The organism is Enterococcus sp. AZ196, from assembly GCF_050498845.1.
In the GTDB taxonomy this organism is placed as follows: domain Bacteria; phylum Bacillota; class Bacilli; order Lactobacillales; family Enterococcaceae; genus Enterococcus_A; species Enterococcus_A murrayae.
This window is the reverse complement of sequence record NZ_JBIPAM010000001.1, coordinates 3,627,525-3,652,311: the sequence shown is the minus strand read 5'-3', so window position 1 is coordinate 3,652,311 and position 24,787 is coordinate 3,627,525. Positions and strand designations below refer to the sequence as shown.

Sequence of the window (24,787 nt, the reverse complement as noted above, 5' to 3'; positions counted from 1 at the left end):
AAATGGTCGAAGATTTTCTGCGAATTGTGAGCAATTTGTTTGACATTCCCTGACACGTTTGTTTCAATCGCATATTTTTCGTTATTAAAAAAACTTTTACCCTGTAAAAAAACATCTCATCACGTTTTTTTGATTTGTGTAAAGGGATTTTCCTTTGAAACGGTCTGTTTTCAGCATTTTTGCAAAAAACACAAAGAGTAGTATACCAATATCTTAACACCACAATATATGGTATTAAACGATTGACTTTTTCCCTACATCTTTTATACTAGTAATTGTAGAAATCAAGGGAGGTAGTCTTATGGTAAAAGTCTATTCAAAAAATAATTGCATGCAATGTAAAATGGCGAAACGTTATTTAACTGAAAATCATATTTCATTCGAAGAGGTCAATATCGACAATGAACCCGAAGCTCTAGGTTTTCTAAAAGATCAAGGTTTCCAAAGTGTCCCAGTTATTTTCGGCGGACAACAGGCAATCATCGGTTTCCGTCCAGATCAATTGAAAGCATTAGCGTAATTCGAAACTTTGCGATCCACGATTGCAAAGTTTTCTTCTTTATATAGCACAGCTTTATTACCCGGCCCCTACTGCAATAAGTTTAGGCCAAAGGTTATTGTGCAAAAAAAAATAGTTTGCTAGGCTAAAACGGAATAGATAGAAAAAAGGAAAGATGTGACGAAATGAGTTTAAAGGACTTAGGTGAAGTATCTTACTTCAAGTTGAACAACGAAATCAACCGTCCAGTGAATGGACAGATACCGCTAAACAAAGATAAAGAAGCTTTAACTGCTTTTTTCAAAGAAAATGTTGTACCGAACACGCGCACCTTTTCTTCGGTGCAAGAAAAAATTAACTATTTAATAGAAGAAGATTTTTTGGAAGCAGCGTTTATTGCAAAGTATACTCCTGCTTTTATCGAAAAGCTCTTCAATTACTTAGCGGACCAAAATTTCACATTTAAATCATTTATGGCTGCATATAAATTCTACTCGCAATACGCTTTGAAGGATAATGCAGGTACAGAATATTTAGAAAGTTATGAAGACCGGGTAGCCTTCAATGCCCTATATTTTGCTGATGGCGATGAAAAATTGGCGTTATCATTAGCAGATGAAATGATCCACCAGCGTTATCAACCAGCTACTCCTTCTTTCCTGAATGCGGGACGGAAGCGTCGTGGTGAATTAGTCTCTTGTTTCTTAATTCAAGTAACTGATGATATGAACAGCATCGGCCGTTCAATCAATTCAGCATTGCAGCTATCACGAATCGGCGGCGGTGTAGGGATCAATTTGTCGAATCTGCGTGAAGCTGGTTCACCAATCAAGGGCTACGATGGTGCTGCAAGCGGAGTCGTTCCAGTTATGAAGCTATTCGAAGACAGCTTCTCTTATTCAAACCAATTAGGCCAACGTCAAGGTGCAGGTGTCGTTTACTTAGATGTTTTCCATCCAGATATTGAAATGTTCTTATCTGCAAAAAAAGAAAACGCCGATGAAAAAATCCGTGTGAAGACTCTTTCACTTGGTGTAACTGTGCCGGATAAGTTTTATGAACTGGCTCGCAAAAATGAGGATATGTATTTGTTCAGCCCTTACGGTGTCGAACGTGAATACGGTGTCCCTTATTCCTATGTAGATATTACTAAGGAATACGATAACTTAGTCGCAAATCCAAATATTCGCAAGAAAAAGATTCGTGCCCGTGATCTAGAAAACGAAATTTCTAAATTGCAGCAAGAATCTGGTTACCCATATATCATCAACATTGATACGGCAAATCGGGCCAATCCAATTGACGGAAAGATCGTCATGAGTAATCTTTGTTCTGAAATCCTACAGGTACAAACACCTTCTACGATCAACGGACGTCAAGAATACGATGTACTAGGAACGGATATTTCTTGTAACTTAGGATCAACAAATATCGTTAATTTAATGGAAAGTCCTGATTTTGGTCAATCGGTTCGGACAATGGTTCGTGCTCTGACCTTTGTTACGGATGAATCAGATATCGAAGTGGTTCCTTCTATTCAAAATGGCAATAAACTGAATCACACAATCGGTTTAGGTGCGATGGGCTTGCACAGCTTCTTTGCAAAACATTTGATGGAATACGGTTCAGAGGAATCAATCGACTTTACTAATATTTACTTCACTTTGCTGAACTATTGGACATTAATGGAAAGCAATGAACTGGCGAAGGAGCGCAAAACTGTTTTCCATAACTTTGAAAAATCAACTTATGCGGATGGTTCATATTTTGATAAATACACAACTGGCGAATTCACGCCTAAAACAGATAAGGTCAAAGAAATTTTCAAAGATATCTTCGTTCCAACTGCTGAAGACTGGGAAAACTTAAAAGCAGCCGTTCAAAAGGATGGATTGTATCACCAAAATCGCTTAGCGGTTGCACCAAATGGTTCAATCTCTTATATCAACGATACAAGTGCCAGCTTGCACCCGATCACTCGTTTGATTGAAGAACGTCAAGAAAAGAAAATCGGTAAGATCTATTATCCAGCACCTTACTTGAATAATGATACCTTGCCTTATTATACTTCTGCCTACGATATGGATATGCGTAAAGTGATCGACGTCTATGCGACTGCTCAACAGCATATCGATCAAGGAATGAGTTTGACCTTGTTCATGCGCTCTGAAATTCCTGAAGGCTTGTATGAATGGAAAACAGAAAGCAAACAAACCACACGTGATCTGAATATTCTACGTAACTATGCTTTCTATAAAGGTTGCAAATCTATTTATTATGTTCGGACCTTTACGGATGATGCTGAAGAAATCGGCTCAAACCAATGTGAAAGCTGTGTAATCTAAAATAACTATTACCTCTCGCACCTCGGTTCGAGAGGTAAAGCTATGAATGACGAACATCAGCTGCATTTTTCGCTTTACGAGAATGATTCCCTTGAAGGAAATAAGGAGGACTATCCATGGCAGAAACTTATTATGAAGCCATTAATTGGAATGAGATCGAAGACGTCATCGATAAATCGACGTGGGAAAAACTAACAGAACAATTTTGGTTGGATACGCGGATTCCGCTATCAAACGATTTGGATGATTGGCGCAAGCTGTCACCTTTAGAAAAAACAGTTGTCGGACATGTTTTCGGCGGCTTAACACTGCTTGATACTGTCCAATCAGAGAGCGGAATGGATCAGCTGAGAGAAGATGTTCGTACGCCTCATGAGGAAGCTGTACTCAATAACATCCAATTCATGGAATCTGTCCATGCCAAAAGCTATTCTTCTATTTTCAGTACCTTGAACACCAAAGCAGAGATTGAAGAGATTTTTGAATGGACCAATACCAACCAATATCTGCAAAAAAAAGCGGAACGAATCAATGAAATCTATAAAAATGGGACGCCGCTAGAAAAGAAAATCGCTAGTGTTTTTCTAGAAACCTTCCTATTTTATTCTGGTTTCTACACACCGCTTTATTATTTAGGCAATAACAAATTAGCTAATGTAGCAGAAATCATTAAACTGATTATCCGTGATGAATCTGTCCATGGAACGTATATTGGTTATAAATTCCAACGCGGCTTTAATGAGCAAACGGAAGAGGAACAAGAACGTTTGAAGGAATGGATGTACGATTTATTATACGAACTGTATGAAAACGAAGAACGCTATACTGAAGAGTTGTACGACGAGATCGGCTGGAGTGAAGAAGTGAAGACCTTCTTGCGTTATAATGCCAACAAAGCATTAATGAATCTTGGTATGGACCCGCTCTTCCCAGATACAGCGGACGACGTGAACCCAATCGTTATGAATGGGATTTCTACTGGAACCAGCAACCATGACTTCTTCTCACAAGTCGGTAATGGCTACTTGCTTGGTCAAGTAGAAGCCATGAACGATGATGATTATTTGATCGGTTTAGACTAAGAATGACAAAAAACTGCCAGCAGAAAATTGCTGGCAGTTTTTCTATTCTGAAGCTTGAATTCGTTTGATGACGGTCTCTTTATTGACGATCGTGGTCGTTGCATATGTGAGAATCAATTGAACGACGATGACCAATACTATCATCAGCAGGACTTGAAGCAACGGGTATTGATAGATCTTTATTTGCATCAGTGCATGGCTTTCAGCATATAGATAGACTAAATATCCTAAGACACTGCCAATTCCCACTCCTAATAACAGGATACCGCCAGCATAAACCAATCCTTCTGTTTGAAGCATCCGTTTCATTTGCCGATTAGACATTCCGATTGCTTGCATGACACCCAGCTCTTTTTTACGACTCAGAATACTGTCGATCGTCGTATTGGTTAGATTCATGATCCCGACAATCGCAAGAATTAACATGATGGCATAGCCTGCGCCAGTCATCATTTGCAGCGCGCCTTCCCATTGTTCCAAAAATTCCTCATAACTCTTCAGGTTGAAAAGCTCATTTGATTCTTCAATACGCTCAATCGCTGGTTGGATTGCCTCTGCTTGTCCTTTAGCTGCTTTAATATTGACATAATAGGTCAAATTATTTTTTGACAATTTCTTTATTGCGTCATTACTCATCAAGAAATTATCATACCCGCTAATTGATTCTGCAAAATCTCCGCCGGCAATAATCGTCATTTCTTTTTCAAAGGAACGATCCCCATCGAAAAACCTGAATGTCAGTGTATCGCCAATTTTTATTCCCGGGTAATTTGTTGTCACATAGCTTGTTGCAACCACCTTATCGCCAGAATCTAACTCATCATAGGTTGCACTACCTTCGTTGATATCTCTTTTGATTAAATCCATTTGACTCTTAGAAATTCCCCCGACCGATAATCCCATCGGTTTGTCTGTGCCGGCTTCTTTAATCGCTGGGATTTCTCCTGTGATTGATTGGAAAGCTTCTACCTTTTCGACCCCCTTGACTGCTTTGAGTTGATTCATCATCTCTGCGTTCAGAGGATTGTTTTGTTGAATCTTTGTCCATTCAAGGTCTGGACGCATTTTATCGCCGCTTTTTGAGGCAATATTCAGTCGATAATCCTCTGCAATCGAATCTCGGGCAATCTGCTGTGGATTCATGCAACTAAAAACAGTCGAGATGACTACGAATAAAATACCGGTCATTCCTAAGGAGAAAATCGTGATCAACGTTCGTTTTTTGTTTCGAGATAGATTCGCATTGGCTAAATGCCGCAGATCAAGATTAATAAAACCTTTGCGAAGTTTTTTCTTCTTGCCTTTCGTTTGTCCCGTATAACGCATTGCCTCTACAGGCATGATTTTACTCGCCTGCCGCATTGGTTTTAGAGAGGCTAAAACAACTGTCAGCAGTGTGACTCCTACAGTCATCCCTATTATCCAAGGAATGATCAAGGACACCTCGCCATTTTCCAAAACTTCTCGCATGACCTTAGTTGTCGCTATATCATTTTGGATCGTGGACATTAGTCGAAAGAAAACGAGTTTCACAGTAACGATTCCGATCAATAAGCCAACGGGAATCGAGATCCCTGCTACGATCAAATTTTCTCTTAAAATGATTTGTCGCAGCTGTCTCTTCGTTGCTCCCAGCGCCGCGAGCTTTCCAAATTCCTGAACCTTATTAATCAAGGATACATAATAAATACTGTAGATTGTCAACGTTCCTGCGATCAAAATAACGCCTACAATGATCGTCATCCCAGAATAAAAGGCAGGGTCCACATAATTCGCAAAAATATAGTCACTATTTTCAACGACATTACTTTCAATAACATCAAAATTCTTGCCAATCTCCTTGACTTGATCCTTAATCGCATCGGTTGAAGTCGCTGCTTCTTCCTTCAAACGGACCATCATACGATAATTCCGTTGGTTTTTGGGGATAATTTCATTCATGAAATCTTTCGAAATGAGCATCGAGAAGATTTTTCTTTCACTTTGATTCTTTCCATCAGGAGAAAACCCTGTTAAGCGAAAGGTCATTTCCTGCTGCAGACCCATGCCGTCCTCTTCATAAATCTGGATCGGAATTTTGATCGTATCACCAATTTTAGCAGCCGGATAACCAAGTTCCTTTAACGCATTACGAGAAAGAACCGCGTCATTGCTCTTTTTAGGCTCATGTCCTTCAGTAAATGTTTGCTTCACTAATTTTTGAGCACCCTTATCTAAGTAGCTGATCAGGATGTAATCTTTTTCATTTAGAACAGACTCCCCAATATCTTGCCGCAATCCGTATTCATTGATTGCTTCATGCTGGGCAATTTTCCCTTTATTTTCCTCCGAAACATCACGATACATCGCATGCCATGTTGGGTACACTTTATTTACAGCTGCATTCTGAACATTTACGACACCTAATCCAATTGAAGTGATTAAGAAAACTAATACACTAGTCAAAATAATGGCGATTCCAGATAAAAGATTTTTTCCTTTATGATACTTTGTGTTGGCCAAAGCCACTTTACTGGTCATCTTCATTTAGATCACCCGCCCGTCTTCAATGTGAACGATATGATCCGCTGTTTGTGCAATCCCTTCATCATGGGTAATCATGATCAATGTCTGGCCGAATGCTTCTACCGATCGTTTTAATAATGACATCACTTCTAACTCTGTTTTTGTATCTAAGTTTCCTGTCGGTTCATCCGCTAAAATGATTGCTGGTTCTGCAGCGATCGCACGAGCAATTGCCACACGCTGCTGCTGTCCGCCGGAAAGCATGCTTGGCAAAGCTTTTTTTCGATCATTTAAACCAATCGTCGTTAACAACTCTTCAATAAACGCAGTATTTACTTTTCGATTATCTAAGCCGATAGGTAAAACGACATTCTCCCACACATTCAATGATGGAATTAAATTGTAATTCTGGAAAATGAACCCAATCTTTTGTCGGCGAAAAACAGCTAATTGCTCATCCTTCATACGAAAAACATTTTTCCCATCAATGATCACTTGTCCTGAATCAGGCCGATCCAAGCCGCCGATTAAGTTCAATAAGGTGCTTTTACCTGAACCTGATTTACCCACAATAGCAACAAAATCCCCTTTTTCTACCTCTAGATCGATATGGTCAACCGCCTTTACGATTGAACTCCCGTCATTATAATGTTTTACTAAATCCCTAATTGTTAAAATCATTTTTTTCTCCTTCTTTCCTGCTCTCATTTCTATACCCTTAGTATAAAAAAGAACCCTTGCAGGATTCTTTCAACGAACATAACAATTTTGTAAGAATAGGAGGTTACGCTAGCGGCAACGTTAATTGAAAATTAGAGCCCCTTGGTTGGCGGCGTTTCACTAATACTGTCCCGCCTTGCTCCTCAATGATCTTTCGAGTAAGATACAGTCCCACTCCCGAGCCTTCTACAGACGCACTATTTTTTCCGCGATAAAAGCGTTGGTAGATTTTATTTTGTTCTTCTTTAGGAATGCCAGGCCCCTGATCCTTAACCTCTACTAAAACATATGTGATTAACAACGACGTTTGGACTACAACCGTTGTTTTCTTTGGTGAATACTTAATGGCATTCTCTAAAACATTTCCCAAAGCTTCAAGCGTCCATTTTTTATCAACCAGAACAAATGATTCCTCTGACAGTTCAACCTCCAGCTCAATTTCCTTTTCAACAGCCTTCATAATCACACTGTTAACTGCTTGAGTTAAGAGCTGCTGCAAGGAAACTTTCTGGGGATGTAATTGAATTAATTCTGTTTCCAATTGCGAAATTTTACCTAGCCCATCCAGCATTAAGCCCAGTTTATTAATCTGTACTTCTGCTTGCTCCGCAAATTTTTTTCGTTCTTGTTCTTCGTATTGTTCTGAAAGAGCGATGTCTAAGCTTAGTTTCAATGAAGCAACGGGGGTTTTTAATTGATGAGTGATGTCGGTAATACTGGATTTTAAATCTCCCTCTTCGCGTTGACTTCGCCGCAGCATCAACTCATTATAAGCAAGCGTTTCTTCATATTCATTCGTTTTCTCCTCTAATTGATGATGAAGCGTTCTTTTTTTTCGTAGTAACCAATAGAAAAGTAGTGAAAAAAGCAGCCAGCCCAGACTGAAAACTGCAAAATTGCAGAAAATAAAGGTATTTAAAAGATGAGCTAGGCTCATCTTTCCTAACAATCCGTATTTTGTTTCCAGCTTTTTCCCTTCTGCTATCAAATCGGCTGTTTTAGGTTCATCAAAACCCTCAATTAGCTTTGCTTCAGAAAATGATTCTTCTTTATTTAACAAGGCTAACGTTGCTTGCTGATCTTGCAGAAGTTCTGAACGCATCCGTAAATTTTGAACCATAACTAGTGTAACGAAAAGCAAAGAAAACAAAACATAGAGCAGAATTATTTTTTTTGAACGTCGTTGATCCATAGATACCCCACTCCTCGAACTGTTTTGATCCGCTCCTTGCCGACCTTTTGCCGCAGGCGGCTGATATTGACTGAGACGGTATTTGTATCAACATAATCCCCTTTTGTATCCCAAATCTGATTCAACAATTGTTCTGAGGATAAAATTTGCTTCGGATTCTCCATAAATAGAATCAGCAATTGAATCTCTGTCTTACTTAGCGACAGGAGTTCACCATACAACTTGACCTTCATTTCAGTCAAAGAAACTGATAACTCTCCTGATACCAACTCTTGCCCCTGCGTTCTTTCTACCCGTTTCATCATTGCTTGTACCTTAGATACTAGGACCATTAAACTAAAAGGCTTAGTCATATAATCATCCGCCCCATGAACATAGCCAGTCACAATATCATGCTCCTGACTATAAGAAGTCAGCATCAAAATTAAAACATTCGACTGTTCACGAACTCTCTGACAAAAATCCAATCCGCTGCCGTCAGGTAAAGAAAGATCGCTGATAATCAAATCGATCTCATTCTGCTGGAAGCTCACCTCTGCTGATGCAATATCTAGGCATGCCGCTACTTCATAGCCTTCTCTGCTCAAGCACAATTGAATCCCGTTATTCAAATTAGTATCATCTTCTAACAAAAGAATTTTCCCCATTTTTTCCTCCAACTGCCGTTCTTACTATTAACTGTATCAATGAACACAGAGCCTGACAACATCCTTTAAAATCAAAACCACCCGTGAAACGGGTGGTTTGCTCTTCGGCTGAAAGCCTCTATTACCGGCCTTGGCCTGAAAGGCCATCTGAAGGCTTCCTCCCGCACCACATCTACTCGCTGATTCTAAAAGAATCTCTCTTTATTTCTTCTTGTTTTTTTCTCCTGTAAATGGATCTACTTCTTCAAACAACGTTAACTGGTCCGCTACATGATCTTCTTTGAGTTGTTTACGAATGTATTCTGCTATCTGTTCCTTATTTCGACCAACCGTATCCACATAGTATCCGCGACACCAAAATTTACGATTCCCATATCGATATTTCAACTCCGCATGTCGATCGAATATCATTAAGCTGCTTTTTCCTTTTAAATATCCCATAAATTGAGCCACACTTAGCTTTGGTGGAATGCTGACAAGAAGATGAACGTGATCCTTACAAGCATTTGCTTCATGAATTTCTACCCCTTTTCTTTCGCAAAGCTTACGGATGATTGCTCCGATACTTTCTCTATATTTCCCATAAATGATTTGTCTACGATATTTTGGTGCAAATACAATATGATACTTACATCTCCATTTTGAGTGTGCTAAACTTTCTTTATCCTTCATCATAAGGATACCTCCTAAATTTGATTGTGATGCGGTCGGGAAACCATCATCAGTTTATCAATTTTGGGAGGCTTTTTTAATACCACGCTGGAAGCTCTCTGGAACCATAGGCATAGCCTATGGTTTTCAAAACATACAAGTAACCCATCCACCCGTGAAAACGGGTGGCTTTTTAACACCTCTAGAAGAGGTCCCCACTCACGTACTCCATAAATGGAGCTTCCCAAAAGACCGCCAACCGCTCGGCGCTCGCTACTTTATTTCTTTTTCTTACTCTTGAATGGATCAACGTATTCTCGTTTACTTATACTATCTCGAATACGATCATCTGATTCCTGCTCTCTTATATATTTTGCGATTGTCTTTTGATTCAACCCCACTGTACTTACGTAATATCCTTTAGACCAGAAACTTTTATTCCCATATTTATAGACTAAGTTTCCATGCTGCTCATGGATCAGAGTCGCACTTCTGCCTTTTAAAAATCCCATGAACTGAGAAATGCTTATTTTCGGTGGAACTCTTACTAACATGTGGATATGATCTGGCATTGCATGAGCTTCGATGATTTCTACTTCTTTCATCTCACAAAGTTTACGCAAAATTCTTCCGATATCTTTTCTTAACTCACCATAAATTACTTTTCTTCTGTATTTTGGTGTGAACACGATGTGGTACTTACAATTCCAGCGTGTATGTGATAAACTTTTGTCGTCATTTGATGGCATAGAAAAACTCCTTTCGATAAAATGAGCGGTTGGTAGCCACTTAGTAGTATATCGAAAGGAGTTTTTAACGCTAAAGCTCTTTCGTCCACGCGTAGAAACGCGCGGTTTTTTTGTTTCACTCGCTAACACGAGCGAAACTGACTGAAGTCATTAATAAAAGAGGACAAAATCATCAGTAAAATGATTTTATCCTCTCTTTTAAACATTGATCATTCGTAGTTTCGTAATGTTTTTATACATGGATAGATCCTCGATCACATCAGTATAATTCATTCCTCTCGGCAAATCAATCGTATAAACATTCGTGTAGATACGGTAGTCATCCATGAAATCCACGTCGAAATCCACATCTTCTACTTCGATCTTTTTGCTCTCAAAATAGTTCATGATAAACTCTTTAGTCGCTTCTCGATGAATGTAACGAATCTCCAGCTTCTTGATGGCATTGATTTTGATGATTCGTTTCACTACAGTCAAGGCTAACATAATCCCAATAAAGCTGCAGATTGCAATTGTATAATACCCCATCCCAATCGCAATACCTAAACCAGCTCCTGCCCAGATCGAAGCCGCCGTAGTTAATCCTTTGACAGAACGATTGCTGACCATGATCGTCCCAGCGCCAAGAAAACCGATCCCGCTGACGACTTGCGCAATTAACCGGGCTTCATCCGCTCGAACAACACCGACAAATTCTGGTTTAGCCGCAGCATAGCGCAACGCCTGGTCCGCGATTTCTACCTGAATCAAAGCGATGATGGTCGCGCCCATACAAACCAAGATGTGGGTCCGAATTCCTGCGGGACGATTTTTGTACTCCCGCTCAATACCGATGGCACCGCCCATGATCATAGCTAAAAACAATCGCAGCATAATTTCATAAACAGATAATTTCAAATCCATTTGCGCACCATCTCCTGTTCCATAAAAATCTCTTCACTTCTAGTATAGCACGGCTACAAAAATAGGGAGGCTCTCAACCCTTTAATGCTCGTAATTCATCCTCCGTCAACGAACGATACTTGCCCTTAGCCAACTCCTCAGGTAAAGCTACTTTTCCCATTCGAATTCTTTTTAGGTAGGTTACTTCCTTTCCGCAGGCTTTGACCATTCGTTTGACCTGATGAAATTTTCCCTCATGCAAGATAATGCGAACTTTTGACGTTTCCGCATCCGCTTCATCAATGAATAATTCTGCTGGTAAGGCGAGTTCCCCATCCAACATGATTTCCCCGCTGCGAAAACGATCCTGATCTTCGGCAGTCATTACTCCAAGAACTTCCGCAAAGTATTCCTTCTCCACATGTTTTCTAGGAGAAAGCAGTTCATGAGCCAATTTCCCATCATTGGTGATCAGTAGCAAGCCTTCAGTGTCTTTATCCAAACGGCCAACAGGAAATAGATCACTCCGATAATCTGCGGGAGAAAATAAGTCCATGACAGTCCGATCACGCGTGTCCTCCGTTGCGCTCACCACCCCTGCTGGTTTGTGCAATAGATAGTAATAAAACTCTTGATAATGCAGGTTCTCCCCTTGATAGTCAACGATATCCTTTTCTGGATCAATCTGTTTTTTGTCTGTTCTTTCGATTTGCTGATTCACGCTAATTTGTCCTTTTTTAATCAGCTGTTTAACTTCTTTGCGGCTGCCTAAGCCAGCTTCTGCCAAAAATTTATCTAAACGCATAATTTCCTCCGACTAATTTTCTCCTTTTCACTATAGCAAAAGATACAAAAGAAGCAAGCTCAGTCGAAATTACGACTAAGCTTTGGTTTCTAACTCATCAATTGATCAACATCGCCATTTTTCAAATATGGGATAGCCCTTTGGATCTTTTCATGCGGCCACTCCCACCATTTCAATTGCTGCAGCTTTTGGATCGTTTTTGAATCAAATCGCTGCTTGATTTCTTTTGCGGGCACACCGCCAACAACACTATACGCCGGAACATCTTTTGTAACGACTGCCTTCGCTCCGATGATCGCACCATCACCAATGGTTACTCCAGATAAAATCGTTGCTTCATAACCGATCCATACATCATTTCCGATCACGATATCTCCTTTGTTGTCCCAAGCGGATGTTACTTGCTCTTTATCTAGCTGCCACTCCTCATAAAATAGAGGAAACGTGTAGGTAGAAAGAGCTGATTGTCGATGGTTGGCACTGTTAAAAATGAACGTCGCACCACAAGCGATCGAACAAAATTTTCCGATGATCAATCGGTCATGATTAATGGGATACTGATACAATACGTTGTTCTGCTCAAATTTGCAGGGATCATTGCGATAGTCATTGTAAATCGTATAGTCGCCGACAACAATATTCGGTCGTGTAATTGCTGATTTTAAATAAATCGTCTCATGATCACCGCTTCTTGGATAACGTTTTTCTGCTGGAATAGTCCATCACTCCTATTTTAAAGAATTTTTTTACCAGCAATGAGAAATACATTGTCTCTCATTGCTCCACTAATCAACTACTAGTGATTAGTTTCCTATACTATTCCAGCCTAAACAATGCACCTTCTCATCTGCTCACACTCCTAATGCCTATTCGATATTCTTTAAAATAGTATACCACTGATCAATCCTGCTCTTGACCAAAAAAAGTACCAAGGAAAATTTCCTTGGCACTAAAAAATTTCTTATAGTTTGCTTGCTGCATCTTCGTCAATGATAACTGTTACATCATCATGGTTTTGTAAAATACTTGCAGGTACATCTGTAGTCACTGATCCTTCGATCATGTCTTTGATCGCATCCGCTTTATCTGTTCCAAAAGCCATCAACAAGATTTTTTTACTCTTCATGATTGAACCAATCCCCATTGATAATGCATGAGTTGGCACATCTTCAACTTTATCGAAGTTGCGTTTGTTTGCTTCGATAGTTGATTCCGTTAATTCAACTACGTGAGTTGTTACATCAAATGGTGTTCCTGGTTCGTTGAACCCGATGTGGGCATTGCGACCGATTCCTAATACTTGTAAATCGATTGGATGATCAGCGATGACACCGTCGTAACGTTTGCATTCAGCTTCTAGATCTTCTGCCTTACCATTTGGTACGAATGTTTCTTTAAATGGTTTTTGGTTGAATAATTGATCGTTCATAAAATAGCGGTAGCTTTGTACATCGTCGCCAGCTAGTCCAACATATTCATCTAGGTTTACAGAAGTCATTTCTGAAAAATCTAAATCACTAGAAGTCATTTCTTTATATAAAGTTTCAGGAGTACTGCCTGTTGCTAATCCTAATACTTTTACGCCGTTTTCCATTCCATCTTTGATGATTTCAAATGCTTTTTTTCCGCCTTCGTTGGCATCTTTCACACGAATTACTTTCATGGGTAAACGCTCCTTTTTCAATTTGGTATACACCAATTTTAACACCCTTTTATCCGATTTGCAACAACAAAGTCTAGCTCGGCCCAAGAAGTTTTCCTCTTTAATAGCTCAAGAATTCAATACAAAAAAACTGAAGAAGCAAGATTTGCTCCTTCAGCTAGCCAAATTATTTGCCAGATAACAGCAATCCGATCTGAGCAATAACCGCACTTCCTAAATAGGTACCGATAAAAACAAAGATCGCAACAATCGCTACCTTCCAAGATGTTTTCCGCAAATCCATCAAACTATCTGCTACCGAAAGACCTGCAAAGGCTAAAATCGGTGTAGTAATCGACAAAAAATCAACTCCTGCAATTGCTTGAACAAAAAAGTCAGAAAGCAGACAGAAAAATAATGAAGTCAACGATACCCAGCCAAGAATTGGAAAATCGGCTAAAATTTTGATGTTTGTTTTCTTTACCAACGTTGAGATAAACACACCGATCATAGAGAAGGCCCATAATACTACTAACCCTTGAATCGTATTAAAGGTAATTGGTGTTGATTCAGGATTTTTAAGCAGCTTGATTCCTTGCGTGAATAAGATCAAGGTAATGCTCAATAATAAGACCAGAGAGATTTTGATATATTCATTAGATTGTTTCTTTTCCACGACGTGATCCTCCTGTCAGTAAGTTATACATGAATCGCTGTAACGGAACCGCAATAAAGACCATCGTATACGTTCCTAAAAAACTAGTTAGCAATTGACTTGCCGCCGCATAAGCAGCAATCGTTGTTTCATTTTCAGGCATTAAGGCAATCAATGATGAAGAAGCTGCGGTCATCATGCTGGCAGAACCAACTCCAGAGCTCATCGCCAATGCCCGATAGTCAAAACCTAAGCCTGCCATGATTGGGGCAAAAATACTGAAGAAGATCGAACCAAACAACGTTCCAATCAAATAAAGCGACAGCACACCACGACCTTCGGCAGAATCCAGCGTGTATTTCTCAGAAATATATGCTAGCTCCCCTTCGCGGCCCAATCCTAAAGTTGCACCAATCGCTTCACGACGTAAGCCTAACATAAGTGCTATTGGCAAACCGATAAGTACCGTACCGACATTTCCCAACTCCTGAAACAAAAATACCCAGCCAACTGTCAAGATCTCTTTTAACCTTGGGGCGACATCGGCTCCGTAACGCGCCATCAACGGCAACATGATATACAATAAGTATTTAGCAGAAAATTGAATATTGCTCTTTGAATAAATTTTTGCGATAAGTCCTTTGCGGATTACTGGCAAACCAAATAGCATTGCTAATAAAACAGAAAATACTAACGGTAAAACGGTAATCGTCGTACTTCCCAATGAAATGAATTGCATCCCGATCATTTCTGCGATCGTTACTACTGCAACCACAAAACCAACTAGCCAAACCAACTGCTTTTTCATACATTCCCTCCAATTGAATCAATCAACTCTTTATATTCCTTAAATGAACGACGATAGAATTTTGTCTCGTCCAAATTACCGGACATTTCTTTTAGCACCTCTGCTAAAAACTCAGGAAAAGTCTCTAAGACAAATTCTGGGTCGATCATTTTAAAATCATCTCCGTGAATCGTTCCTTCAAAACCACCATAACTGATTTGGATACAAGGCATCATGAATGCCAAATCACCAATATCACCAGCAGCCGCAATTCCCCCACGATCATCGATAATATCTGGGATTTTGTCGAATTTCGCAAACGTTCGCTCTACAAAGCTATTCAAATATCGATCCTGAACAAATGGCAAATAGCCCATTTCTGTTTCAATCGATACTTCTCCTTCTAAAGCATAGGCACTACCTTGTGCAGCACGATCCAGTTTACGCGCAACTTCCGGCATGTATTCCAGTGTCTTGCAGCGCAGATCGGTGCCCACTGTGATATGATTCGGGATCACGTTCGTCGACATATCACTGTCCATCACGATCGGATTTACCCGAATCGACTCCGTATCCTTAAACTGCTGACGACTCAATCCAATTGCTGTGTTGAATAAAGTCGATATACTGTAGGCATTGATCCCTGAAAATGGATCAAATCCTGCATGAACAGCTTTTCCAGAAAAATGGTAACGCTTATACAAAAAACCGGCCAAATCACAATTAACCTCAATTGTCGGACGGTCAAATACTTCTCCGATAGCGTGAACACACACGCCAAAATCCACGTCATCAAATATTCCCAATGACATCGCTTCTGGCTTGCCGCCTAAAAACTGAATCTTGCCGGCCGCTCGAAGCTCCTTGCGAAAATCCAGGTCCAGATACTCTTCCGCAGGTATAAAAATAAAGCATAAATTGAAATCCAGCTCGTTATATGATTGAGTCTTAACGAAATGATCATACAAAGAGAGAGCAATTGCAACTTGAGTAAAATGACCACAGTTGTGCGCTGCCCCTGTTTCAGCATCTGCTTGAAAATGTGTTGGCGCATAAACAGCATCAAGCTCTGCAATAAAGCCCAGTGTTTTTTTCTTATCCGTAGATAAAAAAGTTTTAACTCCCGTTTCAGAAAATTTAGAATATTCAATCTGTGGATTGATACGTTTCAATTCTTCAATCACTTTATTGGATGTCCGATGCTCCTTGTAACCTAACTCAGGATGTAGAAATAAATCTTCTGTGAACTCTTTCAAATGATGATAATAATCAGCAAATGTCGTCATTTGATTCCTCCTTGTTTTATAATGGAAAAGCCGAAAGCACGAAAAATTACTTCAGAAGAAAAGTCAAAAAATCGATAATCTAGTACTAGACATTCTACCGTCATTTACGACTACACTTTTCTAATGAAGCTTGAAATAAAATTTATCGACTTTTTTAATAATATCGTTTTGAAATGAAAGAATCAAGCTTATTCTCGTTAAAACACGAACTATTTATCGATATATCGTTCTTAATGTTTCCAAAAAGAACGTTCAGATATTTTAGAATAGGTGCTGCTGATTTAGCTAATCTATTGCAATAAACTGGCTATTCCTAATAATTAATCGTTAAAGAGACAAAAAAATCCCAACACGGAAAAAAATCCGGATTGGGAATGTCACAACTATTTTTGATATCTTGCAGAAATCTCTGCGATTAATTCATCATCTTTTAGATCTGTCACTTGCTGAATAACTTCGGCAACTGATTTTTCTTTTAAGTACCCTTGCATTTCGACACTTTGTTCATCGTTTGGATCATCATAGTTCAAAACCATCGCGACTACATCAACTAAATTCGTGTAATCTAGGCCTCGTTCCTTCAGTTCGCGAATCGGGCGGATAAAGCGTTCATCATAACCCAATTTACGGATCGGAGTCCGTGCCACACGGCTGATACTGTCTGAAATATATTTGTTTTCGAAGCGACTAACGATCTTATCAATGTAGGCAGCGTGTTGGTCTTGATCAAACTTCCACTTATTGATCAATAGATTTCCGGTTTCACCAAGAACTGCGCGTAGTTTTTCTAATACCTGTTCATCTGCTATCGCTTCATCAATTGTTTTATATCCAGCATAAGCACCCGTATAAGCAACTGTCGCGTGACCTGTATTAACTGAAAACAGCTTACGTTCAATATAAGGTTCTAAATCGTCAACATACTCTACACCTTCAAGCGGTAATGCTTTGTTTTTACTTTGGGTTGCATCGATCACCCATTCACTGAATGGTTCGACGGAAACAAATAGTGGGTCCTCATGATGTTGGATCGGTACGATACGATCAACTGCAGCATTAGGAAATCCGATATATTGTTCCACATAGGCTTCATCCTCAGCCGATAAGAAAGACTTCACTTTTTCAAACAAAAATTGACTGCCGCCGATCATATTTTCACACGCCACCACATCTAAGGGAGTCGTGTTGCCTTCGCTGCGACGTTTTTGTATACCTTTAGCGATCAATTCTGCGATGAAGGGCAGGATATTAGGACCAATTGCTGTCGTCACAATATCTGCTTGGCTGACTGAATCAATCACCAAATCAGGCTTCGTTTGATTGTTTAATCCATCCACATTTGAGATATGAATCTCTTTTTGACTCTCATCTGCCAGCTGGATCGTATACTCATTTCGTTCATTTAGAGCATTGATGATTGTTTCATTGATATCGACAAAATCAATTGAAAAACCATTTTTTGCTAAAATTTCTCCGATAAACCCGCGGCCAATATTTCCTGCACCAAAGTGTGTTGCTTGCATCCTACTCTACCTCCTGAAGATAGCCAATGACTTCTTCTTTTGTTTTTGCGTCTGCCAATTTAACGACATTTTCAACATCTGAACAAAAAATTGCAATCTTTTGTAAAATATCCAAATGTTCATTTTCGATTCCAGCGATACCAAACAGGACCATCGCCACATCCTCTGTGTCGTCTTTGCCAAAATGAACCCCTGTTGGGACTTGAATCACTGAAATACCGCTCTTTTTCACATAGCGCTTCGCTTCATCAGTACCATGAGGAATCGCGATAAAGTTCCCCATATAAACGGAAACCAACTCGTTTCTTTCGATCATAGCATCCACATAGCCTTCTTCCACACAACCGGCATCTACTAACAGCTGCCCGCTCGCACGGATCGCTTCTTCCTTATTGGCATACTCCTGGTCTAACAAGATCATTTCTGGTTGTAATTCCATTTTAATTCCCCCTGATTTTTTTCTAAGCTATCGCTAATTTTCTCGAATCTCTTTAACAAATAAAGAACTCAGCAGCTGATAAATGATTTCCTTATTGCCAAATTTATAGATCTCAGTATTCAGGTCACTTTCAATGACTGAACTGCTGATTTTTCCTAACAGAATTTGATGACTTTCTGGCATTGGATCAGGCGCTAATAGTAATAAGACGCGAGTCAGCTCAATACTTTTTTTATCCATTCCTTGAATCAAAAACTTCTGATCTAAATCATAAATCGTGAATAATGGTTCTTTAACATGCGCATCTGCACAATGGAACAAAGCAAAATTCGTATTTGGAACCCCGATCGGCGCCACTAAATAGCGTTTAATCACTTTCTCCGTTACTGCCTTAGCATCAGATACGATTGTTCCTTGAAGCTGTTCAATGATTTCTTCTAACGTCTGCTCAATCGTCTCTTTTGCGAATATCTGTTTCACATCAAAATTCTGCAATAAATTATTGGCAATCCGCATCGTCTCATATATTTCATCAAAGGCTTCGCTCGGTTCTTGCTTCGGTTCAGCGATTAGCTCGTTGATTTTATCTGGATGCAGTGTTTGAATATACTCTTTGATCTCTTTGATTTCATCATCTAACAAAAGCGGTGAAATCACTTTGTATGGTAAATTGAAGCCTGGTAAAAAAACGGTCGCTAAAATCAAATCATAGCTTTTATAGTCCAGCTGATTCATCTCAGAAATCTTCGCGACCTGTACTTTTTCAATCTCAGTCAAATACTTATGAATGCGGCTTTCTAATATCCGCGCCGTGCCGATCCCGCTGGAGCATAATACTAAAGCAGATAACGCTCGACTGCTTGGATGCCGTTCCAAAGAAGTGGCGAAATGAATCACGACATAGCCTAACTCATCGGCAGTAAATTGATGATCTGGAAAAACAACCGCCAATTCTTTGATGATTGCCGTTGTCAACGCTTGGTATTTATCACGAATTTTTTGTAATAGTGGATTATTCGCCCCTTGAAGAACAGTTAGGTTTCGTTTTAAAGCAGCCGACATATGTGCAGATAGATCATTAAAAAGCTGCTCGTCTTTGCGAAAATCAATTTCCGTTGTCTCAGAGACTAAACGAATCAATTCTTTGATTTTATAGGAAAGCTCAACATCAAAACTATCAATAAAAATATTTTGCGGCTTCTTGTAATTCACACCCTCTAATTGAAAAGCAAAGAAGCGAACTTCCTGCGGCGGGATCGCTTTTTTGATCGTCGTCGCAACTTTGATCATGATCTGACTGGCAATCTGCATGCTTTCGGGCTTCGCCTTATTCTCTTGTTCGACCTCTACAAACCGATCCTGTGCCATGCGGTCAATGGATAATGCTAATAAAATCAAGACCCGCTGCAATTGATTATCGGTCACTTGATCAAAGGCTTGTTGAGAAACCTGTTCAAAGATCTCACGTGACAGCAATAAACTCGACTGACTTAACAAATTTAAAAAGAAATTATCTGTCGTAGTTTTTTCCTCATCTAACGAATCAATAAATTGGAAAAAGTCAAACTCACTCACACCGTTGTAAATCAAATTACTCAATAATTGACGACGCTGTTTTTCCCGTCCTTCGATCCGAATTCCTCGACCTTTCAGTCGCTGCAGTTCCAAACGATAATCGATCAAGCTTTTTTCAATGGCGGCTAAATCAGAAGTGATCGTTGCTGGACTGACTTTAAAATCAATGGCTAGTCCTTCTATCGTCTCTTCCTCATCCATCAGTAGCAAGGAACAAACAATCGCGCTTTGACGCTGCACGTTATCTGTAAATAACTCCAACTGTTTCTCCGCCAATTGCTGCTGCAAGCGTTCCAAATTTAAGCTCTCCCCTACGATCCGGTAGCCTTCACCTCGTGGTTTGATGATCTGAATATCTTGCGATTTGATTGTTTTCTCAATACTTGAAATCTCTCGATAAACCGTTCGCTTGCTGACTTGTAAAATATCTTGCAGTTCCTCTGGTGTGACACCGTTAGGATAATCTAATAAAAGGGAAAGTATCTTTTTTTCGCGAATCGAAAAATACACAATATCTCCTCCAATAATTTCAAAAGGGTAAAAGCAGTGAGAATCCCTCACTGCTTTAAGAGTAATACGATTCTGGATAAAAGACTACTTATTCCTTAGATTTTCAATGACTTTGTCATATTTTTCCGACGCGACTAAATCGGACAGTGGTACATGTGTCGCACTTGGTGCCTGTTGCTCAGCTTGTACTGTTTCGGCACTATTCGTAATGATCAAAGCATTTGTTTCATCTTTTAACGAATTAATCGCAGCCACAGCGACAGGATAGCTCAAATTATTATCCTTCAATAATTTTTTCAAGATCGTTGCTCCCATATTCGCTGAACCCTTCACTTTGTCATATCCAAAGATAATGTGTTCGACTTTAGAATAATCTGCTAAGCCTTCAACCACATTATCTGTCAGCGGCTTTTTTTCGGTATCACCAACAGGTTCAGCAGATAACCGTTCAACAATCTCATCATAGCGTGGTGAGTTCATGAAGTTTTCCACTTGAACAAAGGTTGCGCTTGGGGCCTTTTGCGAAGCCCGATCGTGTAGTTCTTCTTGCGTTACAATCAACGCATTTGGATCATCATTCAAATTGTTGATTGCTGAGTTTGAAACTGGTAATGATAGGCCAGCTTTTTTCACTTTATCCCGTAAAACTGAAGCCCCCATCGCACTTGAACCCATACCAGCATCACAAGCGAAGATGATCTTGTTGATGTTGCCGAACATTTCCTGGTTATCTGCTTTTACTGCGCTTTGGCCTTTTGCTTGAGCTTTTGCATCAGCCATAGCAGCTTGATTTGCAGCCAAATCATCTTCTTCACTGTTATCAGATTTGATAATAATCATTGCTACTAAGAATGAAACCACACATCCCACGATAATCCCTGCCAAGTTCGCTAGAATACTGTCAGGCGGAGTCATTGCCATAACAGCGATGATCGAACCTGGAGAAGCAGCTGCGCGTAACCCAGCACCTAATAATTGGAAAGTAAATGTTCCTGCCACACCACCGGCCATAACAGCTAGGAATAAAAGAGGTTTCATCATTACATATGGGAAGTAGATCTCATGAATCCCACCCAAGAATTGGATAATGATCGCACCTGGTGCAGAAGATTTCGCCGCACCTTTTCCAAATAACGTGAAGGCTAATAAGATTCCCAGCCCTGGTCCAGGGTTCGCTTCTAATAGGAATAGAACAGATTTTCCAGCTTCAGCTGCTTGCTCGATTCCCAACGGAGTTAAAATCCCGTGGTTGATTGCGTTGTTTAAGAACAAGATTTTCGCTGGTTCAATAAAGATATTTGCTAGTGGCAATAGGTGCATATTGATGATTGATTCAACACCTGATGCCATCAATTCAGTTAACGAAGACACAACCGGTCCGATTGCATAAAAGCCTAGTACCGCTAGAGCAAAACCAATCAATCCAGATGAGAAGTTATTGACTAACATTTCAAATCCAGCTTTGATTTTCGTTTGGAAAGCGTCATCAAATTTCTTGATGCACCATCCGCCTAAAGGACCCATGATCATTGCTCCAATAAACATTGGAACTTCCGAACCAACGATCACTCCTGTTGCAGCAATTGCCCCAACTACTGCTCCACGTTGTCCGTGGACCATGCTACCGCCTGTATAAGCGATCAATAATGGCAATAAGTAAGAAAGCATTGGTCCAACTAGTGTAGCAAGTTGTTCATTTGGAATATATCCATCTGGGATAAATAAAGCGGTGATAACCCCCCAAGCAATAAAGCCTCCAATATTTGGCATAACCATCCCTGACAAGTGACTTCCGAGGCGCTGGACTTTCGCCTTAAGTCCACCCTTTTGTCCAGTAGCTTCCATTTCCTTTTCCTCCTTAGAAATAATATAAAATGATTTCGTTTACATATTCATCATATATCCGGAGGTATCCGCTTTCAACAAAATGTAGATAGAGCTTTGGCACAGAAGTTTGTGCCAAAATTTTAAAGACCTTAATTTTGACAAAAAAAACCAAACCCTTATAAGGTCTGGCTTTGGCACGACAATATCGATTAACGCTTAAAAATATTTGTGATTCCTCGTTTTACTACATCTAAAAAACTTAATGAGCGGACCATACGACTTGGGTCAACATACTCACGAACTGCACGCAAAACTTCTTTAGGATTTTTCGAAGAGAAGGAATATGTTCCATTTTTCTTTGTTTGGATCGCATAACGTGGAATCTTTTTCCCTTTAAACATCACAGAAGCAATCACGTAATCTACTTCTTCCCAAGGTATTTGAATAAAATTATTTGCATCGCGATCATCATAAAATTCAAAACCTTTGTCACCAATCATGATCTTACCATAATCTGTCAATCCTTGATAAGAAGTCGCGTTCATGACTAAATCGACCTTCGTGTTGATTGATTGAACCATTTGATCTACTCCATTTCTTTCCATCAATGACTTTGAAACATTTTACTAAATCTATTTTATGTAAAAAATGCTCGGGAATCAACCCGAGCATCCTGTCCAAATCCAATATTTACTACATTAGACCAACTAAGTGGAAGACAATACCAACCACGAATAATCCAAGGATAACAATAATTGGAGAAACTTTTTTCTTAAGCAACCACATACATAATAGAGTCAATAGTAATCCAGAAAGACCTGGAATCAATGAATTCAAGTTATCTTGTAATGTCGTTACTTTTGTGCTGTCTAATGAAAGACCGCCAGCTTGTTGTTGTAAAGCTTCTTTGATACCTTGTGCACCAGAAGATAATTTGTCCCACTCGATGTAAGCACCCTTATCTAATTTTACTTCTGATACTGTTGGAGCCCAGTTGATTGATACCCAACGGTTAACCAATGAACCCAGAATAAACATACCTAAAATCGAAGCACCTTTAGTAATATCTTGTAAAAGACCACCAGATAAGTCATCAGTGATACGAGAACCAGCTTTATAACCAAATTCTTGTGTGTACCACATGAATGCCATACGAATGATATTCCATGCTACAAAGTAAATGATTGGTCCAAGAATATTACCGCTAATCGCTAGAGAAGCAGCCAATGCACCTAAGATAGGTTTTACTGTGAACCAGAATACTGGATCCCCGATACCTGCCAAAGGTCCCATCATACCAACCTTAACCCCTTGAATTGTTACGTCATCAACTGGAGCTCCATTAGCACGTTCTTCTTCAAGTGCCAATGTTACACCGATGATTGGTGAAGCAACATATGGGTGTGTGTTAAAGAATTCCAAGTGGCGAGTCAATGCTGCCGCACGTTCTTCTTTAGTTTTATATAATCTTTTAATTGCTGGGATCATTGAGAATGCCCAACCACCATTTTGCATACGTTCGTAGTTCCAAGACCCTTGAATGAAGGTTGAACGCAGCCAAACAGAAATACGATCTTTTTTAGTTAATTTAACTTGTTCTGCCATTTTCGTGTTCTCCTCCTTCTTAGTAGTTATCGATGATATCGCCTAGTGGGTCACCAGTATTTGAACCGCCGCCATTTGAACCACTACCTTGTTTAGATAGAGCCAAGTAGATCAACGCAAGAGCTACACCGATAGCACCAAGACCGATAAGAGTGATTTCTGAAATAGTTGCTAAGACAAAACCAAGTGCAAAGAATGGCCATACTTCACGAGTAGCCATCATGTTGATAACCATTGCATAACCAACAGCAACAACCATGCCACCACCGATTGCTAAACCGTCTGTTAACCAAACTGGCATAGATTCTAGCAAGCCGCGTACTGGTCCTTCACCAACAGCTAAGATTAATGCTGCAGGAATAGCAATACGAACACCTTGCATAGCGATTGCAACAACATGCCATAATTCAACCATGCGAATGTTTCCATCTTTTGCAGCAGCATCCATTAAGTGAACAAATGCAGTTGCGATTGTACGACAGATGATTGTTAATAGTAAACCAGCTACAGCTAGAGGAACAGCGATTGCGATTGCTGAAGAAACCCCAGCTTTACCTTGTCCACCTAATACTAAAATAATTGCTGACGCGATAGAAGCTAGTGCAGCATCGGGTGCTACTGCGGCACCGATATTTGCCCAACCTAAAGCGATCATTTGAAGAGTACCACCTAAGATGATACAAGGTACTAAGTTACCTGTTACCAAGCCGATTAACGTACATGCTACAACTGGTTGATGGAAATGGAATTCATCCAAGATACCTTCCATACCGGCTAAGAATGCTACGATAACGACTAAAATCATTTGAATAAAATTTAATTCCATGATTATTAATCCTCCGTTTTCTTCTGATAATTTGG

The 24,787-nt window shown here is 39.7% G+C and carries 23 protein-coding genes; 3 read left to right on the top strand and 20 right to left on the bottom strand.

Annotated features, from left to right (window positions below):
• Positions 1–301 precede the first annotated feature (301 nt).
• The 3 genes from nrdH (at position 302) to nrdF (ending at position 3,926) form a co-directional block, all read left to right on the top strand.
• Entirely contained in the window at positions 302–520 is a 219-nt protein-coding gene (nrdH, locus tag IGI67_RS17540; RefSeq protein WP_010780000.1) for a glutaredoxin-like protein NrdH, read from the top strand.
• 164 nt (positions 521–684) lie between these two features.
• Entirely contained in the window at positions 685–2,844 is a 2,160-nt protein-coding gene (gene nrdE, locus IGI67_RS17535; RefSeq protein WP_207108914.1) for a class 1b ribonucleoside-diphosphate reductase subunit alpha, read from the top strand.
• A gap of 116 nt (positions 2,845–2,960) precedes the next feature.
• Positions 2,961–3,926 (top strand): class 1b ribonucleoside-diphosphate reductase subunit beta, encoded by a 966-nt coding sequence (nrdF, locus tag IGI67_RS17530; protein ID WP_207108915.1) that lies wholly within the window; start codon positions 2,961–2,963, stop codon positions 3,924–3,926.
• Positions 3,927–3,968: 42 nt separating this feature from the next.
• On the opposite strand, the gene IGI67_RS17525 is transcribed toward nrdF, so the two are convergent.
• The 20 genes from IGI67_RS17525 to IGI67_RS17430 all read right to left on the bottom strand — a co-directional run bounded on the left by IGI67_RS17525 (position 3,969) and on the right by IGI67_RS17430 (position 24,752).
• On the bottom strand, positions 3,969–6,452 hold the full coding sequence (locus IGI67_RS17525; protein WP_429958572.1) for an ABC transporter permease: 2,484 nt from the start codon (positions 6,450–6,452) through the stop codon (positions 3,969–3,971).
• Entirely contained in the window at positions 6,453–7,112 is a 660-nt protein-coding gene (locus tag IGI67_RS17520) for an ABC transporter ATP-binding protein (RefSeq protein WP_207108917.1), read from the bottom strand.
• 103 nt (positions 7,113–7,215) lie between these two features.
• Positions 7,216–8,343: a sensor histidine kinase gene (locus IGI67_RS17515; RefSeq protein WP_429958571.1), complete on the bottom strand. Its 1,128-nt coding sequence runs from the start codon at positions 8,341–8,343 to the stop codon at positions 7,216–7,218.
• Positions 8,316–8,990: a response regulator transcription factor gene (locus IGI67_RS17510; protein ID WP_429958570.1), complete on the bottom strand. Its 675-nt coding sequence runs from the start codon at positions 8,988–8,990 to the stop codon at positions 8,316–8,318. The genes IGI67_RS17515 and IGI67_RS17510 overlap by 28 nt, the downstream gene beginning before the upstream one ends.
• A 201-nt stretch (positions 8,991–9,191) precedes the next feature.
• On the bottom strand, positions 9,192–9,665 hold the full coding sequence (gene tnpA, locus IGI67_RS17505; protein WP_429956784.1) for an IS200/IS605 family transposase: 474 nt from the start codon (positions 9,663–9,665) through the stop codon (positions 9,192–9,194).
• A gap of 254 nt (positions 9,666–9,919) precedes the next feature.
• Entirely contained in the window at positions 9,920–10,390 is a 471-nt protein-coding gene (tnpA, locus tag IGI67_RS17500) for an IS200/IS605 family transposase (protein WP_429956540.1), read from the bottom strand.
• A 198-nt stretch (positions 10,391–10,588) separates the two neighbouring features.
• Positions 10,589–11,293 (bottom strand): MgtC/SapB family protein, encoded by a 705-nt coding sequence (locus IGI67_RS17495; RefSeq protein WP_207109921.1) that lies wholly within the window; start codon positions 11,291–11,293, stop codon positions 10,589–10,591.
• A 73-nt stretch (positions 11,294–11,366) separates the two neighbouring features.
• Positions 11,367–12,077, bottom strand: coding sequence for a pseudouridine synthase (locus IGI67_RS17490; RefSeq protein WP_429958569.1), 711 nt, complete (start codon positions 12,075–12,077; stop codon positions 11,367–11,369).
• A gap of 89 nt (positions 12,078–12,166) precedes the next feature.
• Positions 12,167–12,793 carry a CatB-related O-acetyltransferase gene (locus IGI67_RS17485; RefSeq protein ID WP_429958665.1) on the bottom strand — a complete coding sequence of 209 codons (627 nt, stop codon included), beginning with the start codon at positions 12,791–12,793 and terminating at the stop codon, positions 12,167–12,169.
• A 245-nt stretch (positions 12,794–13,038) separates the two neighbouring features.
• A complete protein-coding gene (gene nagB / locus IGI67_RS17480; RefSeq protein ID WP_207109919.1) occupies positions 13,039–13,740 on the bottom strand; it encodes a glucosamine-6-phosphate deaminase in 702 nt (233 codons plus the stop codon).
• A gap of 166 nt (positions 13,741–13,906) precedes the next feature.
• Positions 13,907–14,395, bottom strand: a complete 489-nt coding sequence (locus IGI67_RS17475) for a hypothetical protein (RefSeq protein ID WP_207109918.1) — start codon at positions 14,393–14,395, stop codon at positions 13,907–13,909.
• On the bottom strand, positions 14,376–15,182 hold the full coding sequence (locus IGI67_RS17470) for a DUF3100 domain-containing protein (RefSeq protein ID WP_207109917.1): 807 nt from the start codon (positions 15,180–15,182) through the stop codon (positions 14,376–14,378). The genes IGI67_RS17475 and IGI67_RS17470 overlap by 20 nt, the downstream gene beginning before the upstream one ends.
• Positions 15,179–16,447: a M20/M25/M40 family metallo-hydrolase gene (locus IGI67_RS17465; RefSeq protein ID WP_429958568.1), complete on the bottom strand. Its 1,269-nt coding sequence runs from the start codon at positions 16,445–16,447 to the stop codon at positions 15,179–15,181. Before IGI67_RS17465 ends, IGI67_RS17470 begins: the two co-directional genes overlap by 4 nt.
• Positions 16,448–16,830: 383 nt before the next feature.
• Entirely contained in the window at positions 16,831–17,970 is a 1,140-nt protein-coding gene (locus tag IGI67_RS17460; RefSeq protein WP_429958567.1) for a mannitol-1-phosphate 5-dehydrogenase, read from the bottom strand.
• A 1-nt stretch (position 17,971) separates the two neighbouring features.
• Positions 17,972–18,409, bottom strand: coding sequence for a PTS sugar transporter subunit IIA (locus IGI67_RS17455; protein ID WP_207109914.1), 438 nt, complete (start codon positions 18,407–18,409; stop codon positions 17,972–17,974).
• 33 nt (positions 18,410–18,442) lie between these two features.
• Entirely contained in the window at positions 18,443–20,494 is a 2,052-nt protein-coding gene (locus IGI67_RS17450; protein ID WP_429958566.1) for a BglG family transcription antiterminator, read from the bottom strand.
• 84 nt (positions 20,495–20,578) lie between these two features.
• Complete coding sequence (locus IGI67_RS17445) at positions 20,579–22,339, bottom strand: PTS mannitol transporter subunit IICBA (RefSeq protein ID WP_429958565.1); 1,761 nt, start codon at positions 22,337–22,339, stop codon at positions 20,579–20,581.
• 191 nt (positions 22,340–22,530) lie between these two features.
• Positions 22,531–22,902, bottom strand: coding sequence for a DUF956 family protein (locus IGI67_RS17440; protein WP_429958564.1), 372 nt, complete (start codon positions 22,900–22,902; stop codon positions 22,531–22,533).
• A 112-nt stretch (positions 22,903–23,014) separates the two neighbouring features.
• Entirely contained in the window at positions 23,015–23,926 is a 912-nt protein-coding gene (locus tag IGI67_RS17435) for a PTS system mannose/fructose/sorbose family transporter subunit IID (protein WP_429958563.1), read from the bottom strand.
• Between the two features lie 19 nt (positions 23,927–23,945).
• Positions 23,946–24,752 carry a PTS mannose/fructose/sorbose transporter subunit IIC gene (locus IGI67_RS17430; RefSeq protein WP_429958562.1) on the bottom strand — a complete coding sequence of 269 codons (807 nt, stop codon included), beginning with the start codon at positions 24,750–24,752 and terminating at the stop codon, positions 23,946–23,948.
• Positions 24,753–24,787 lie beyond the last annotated feature (35 nt).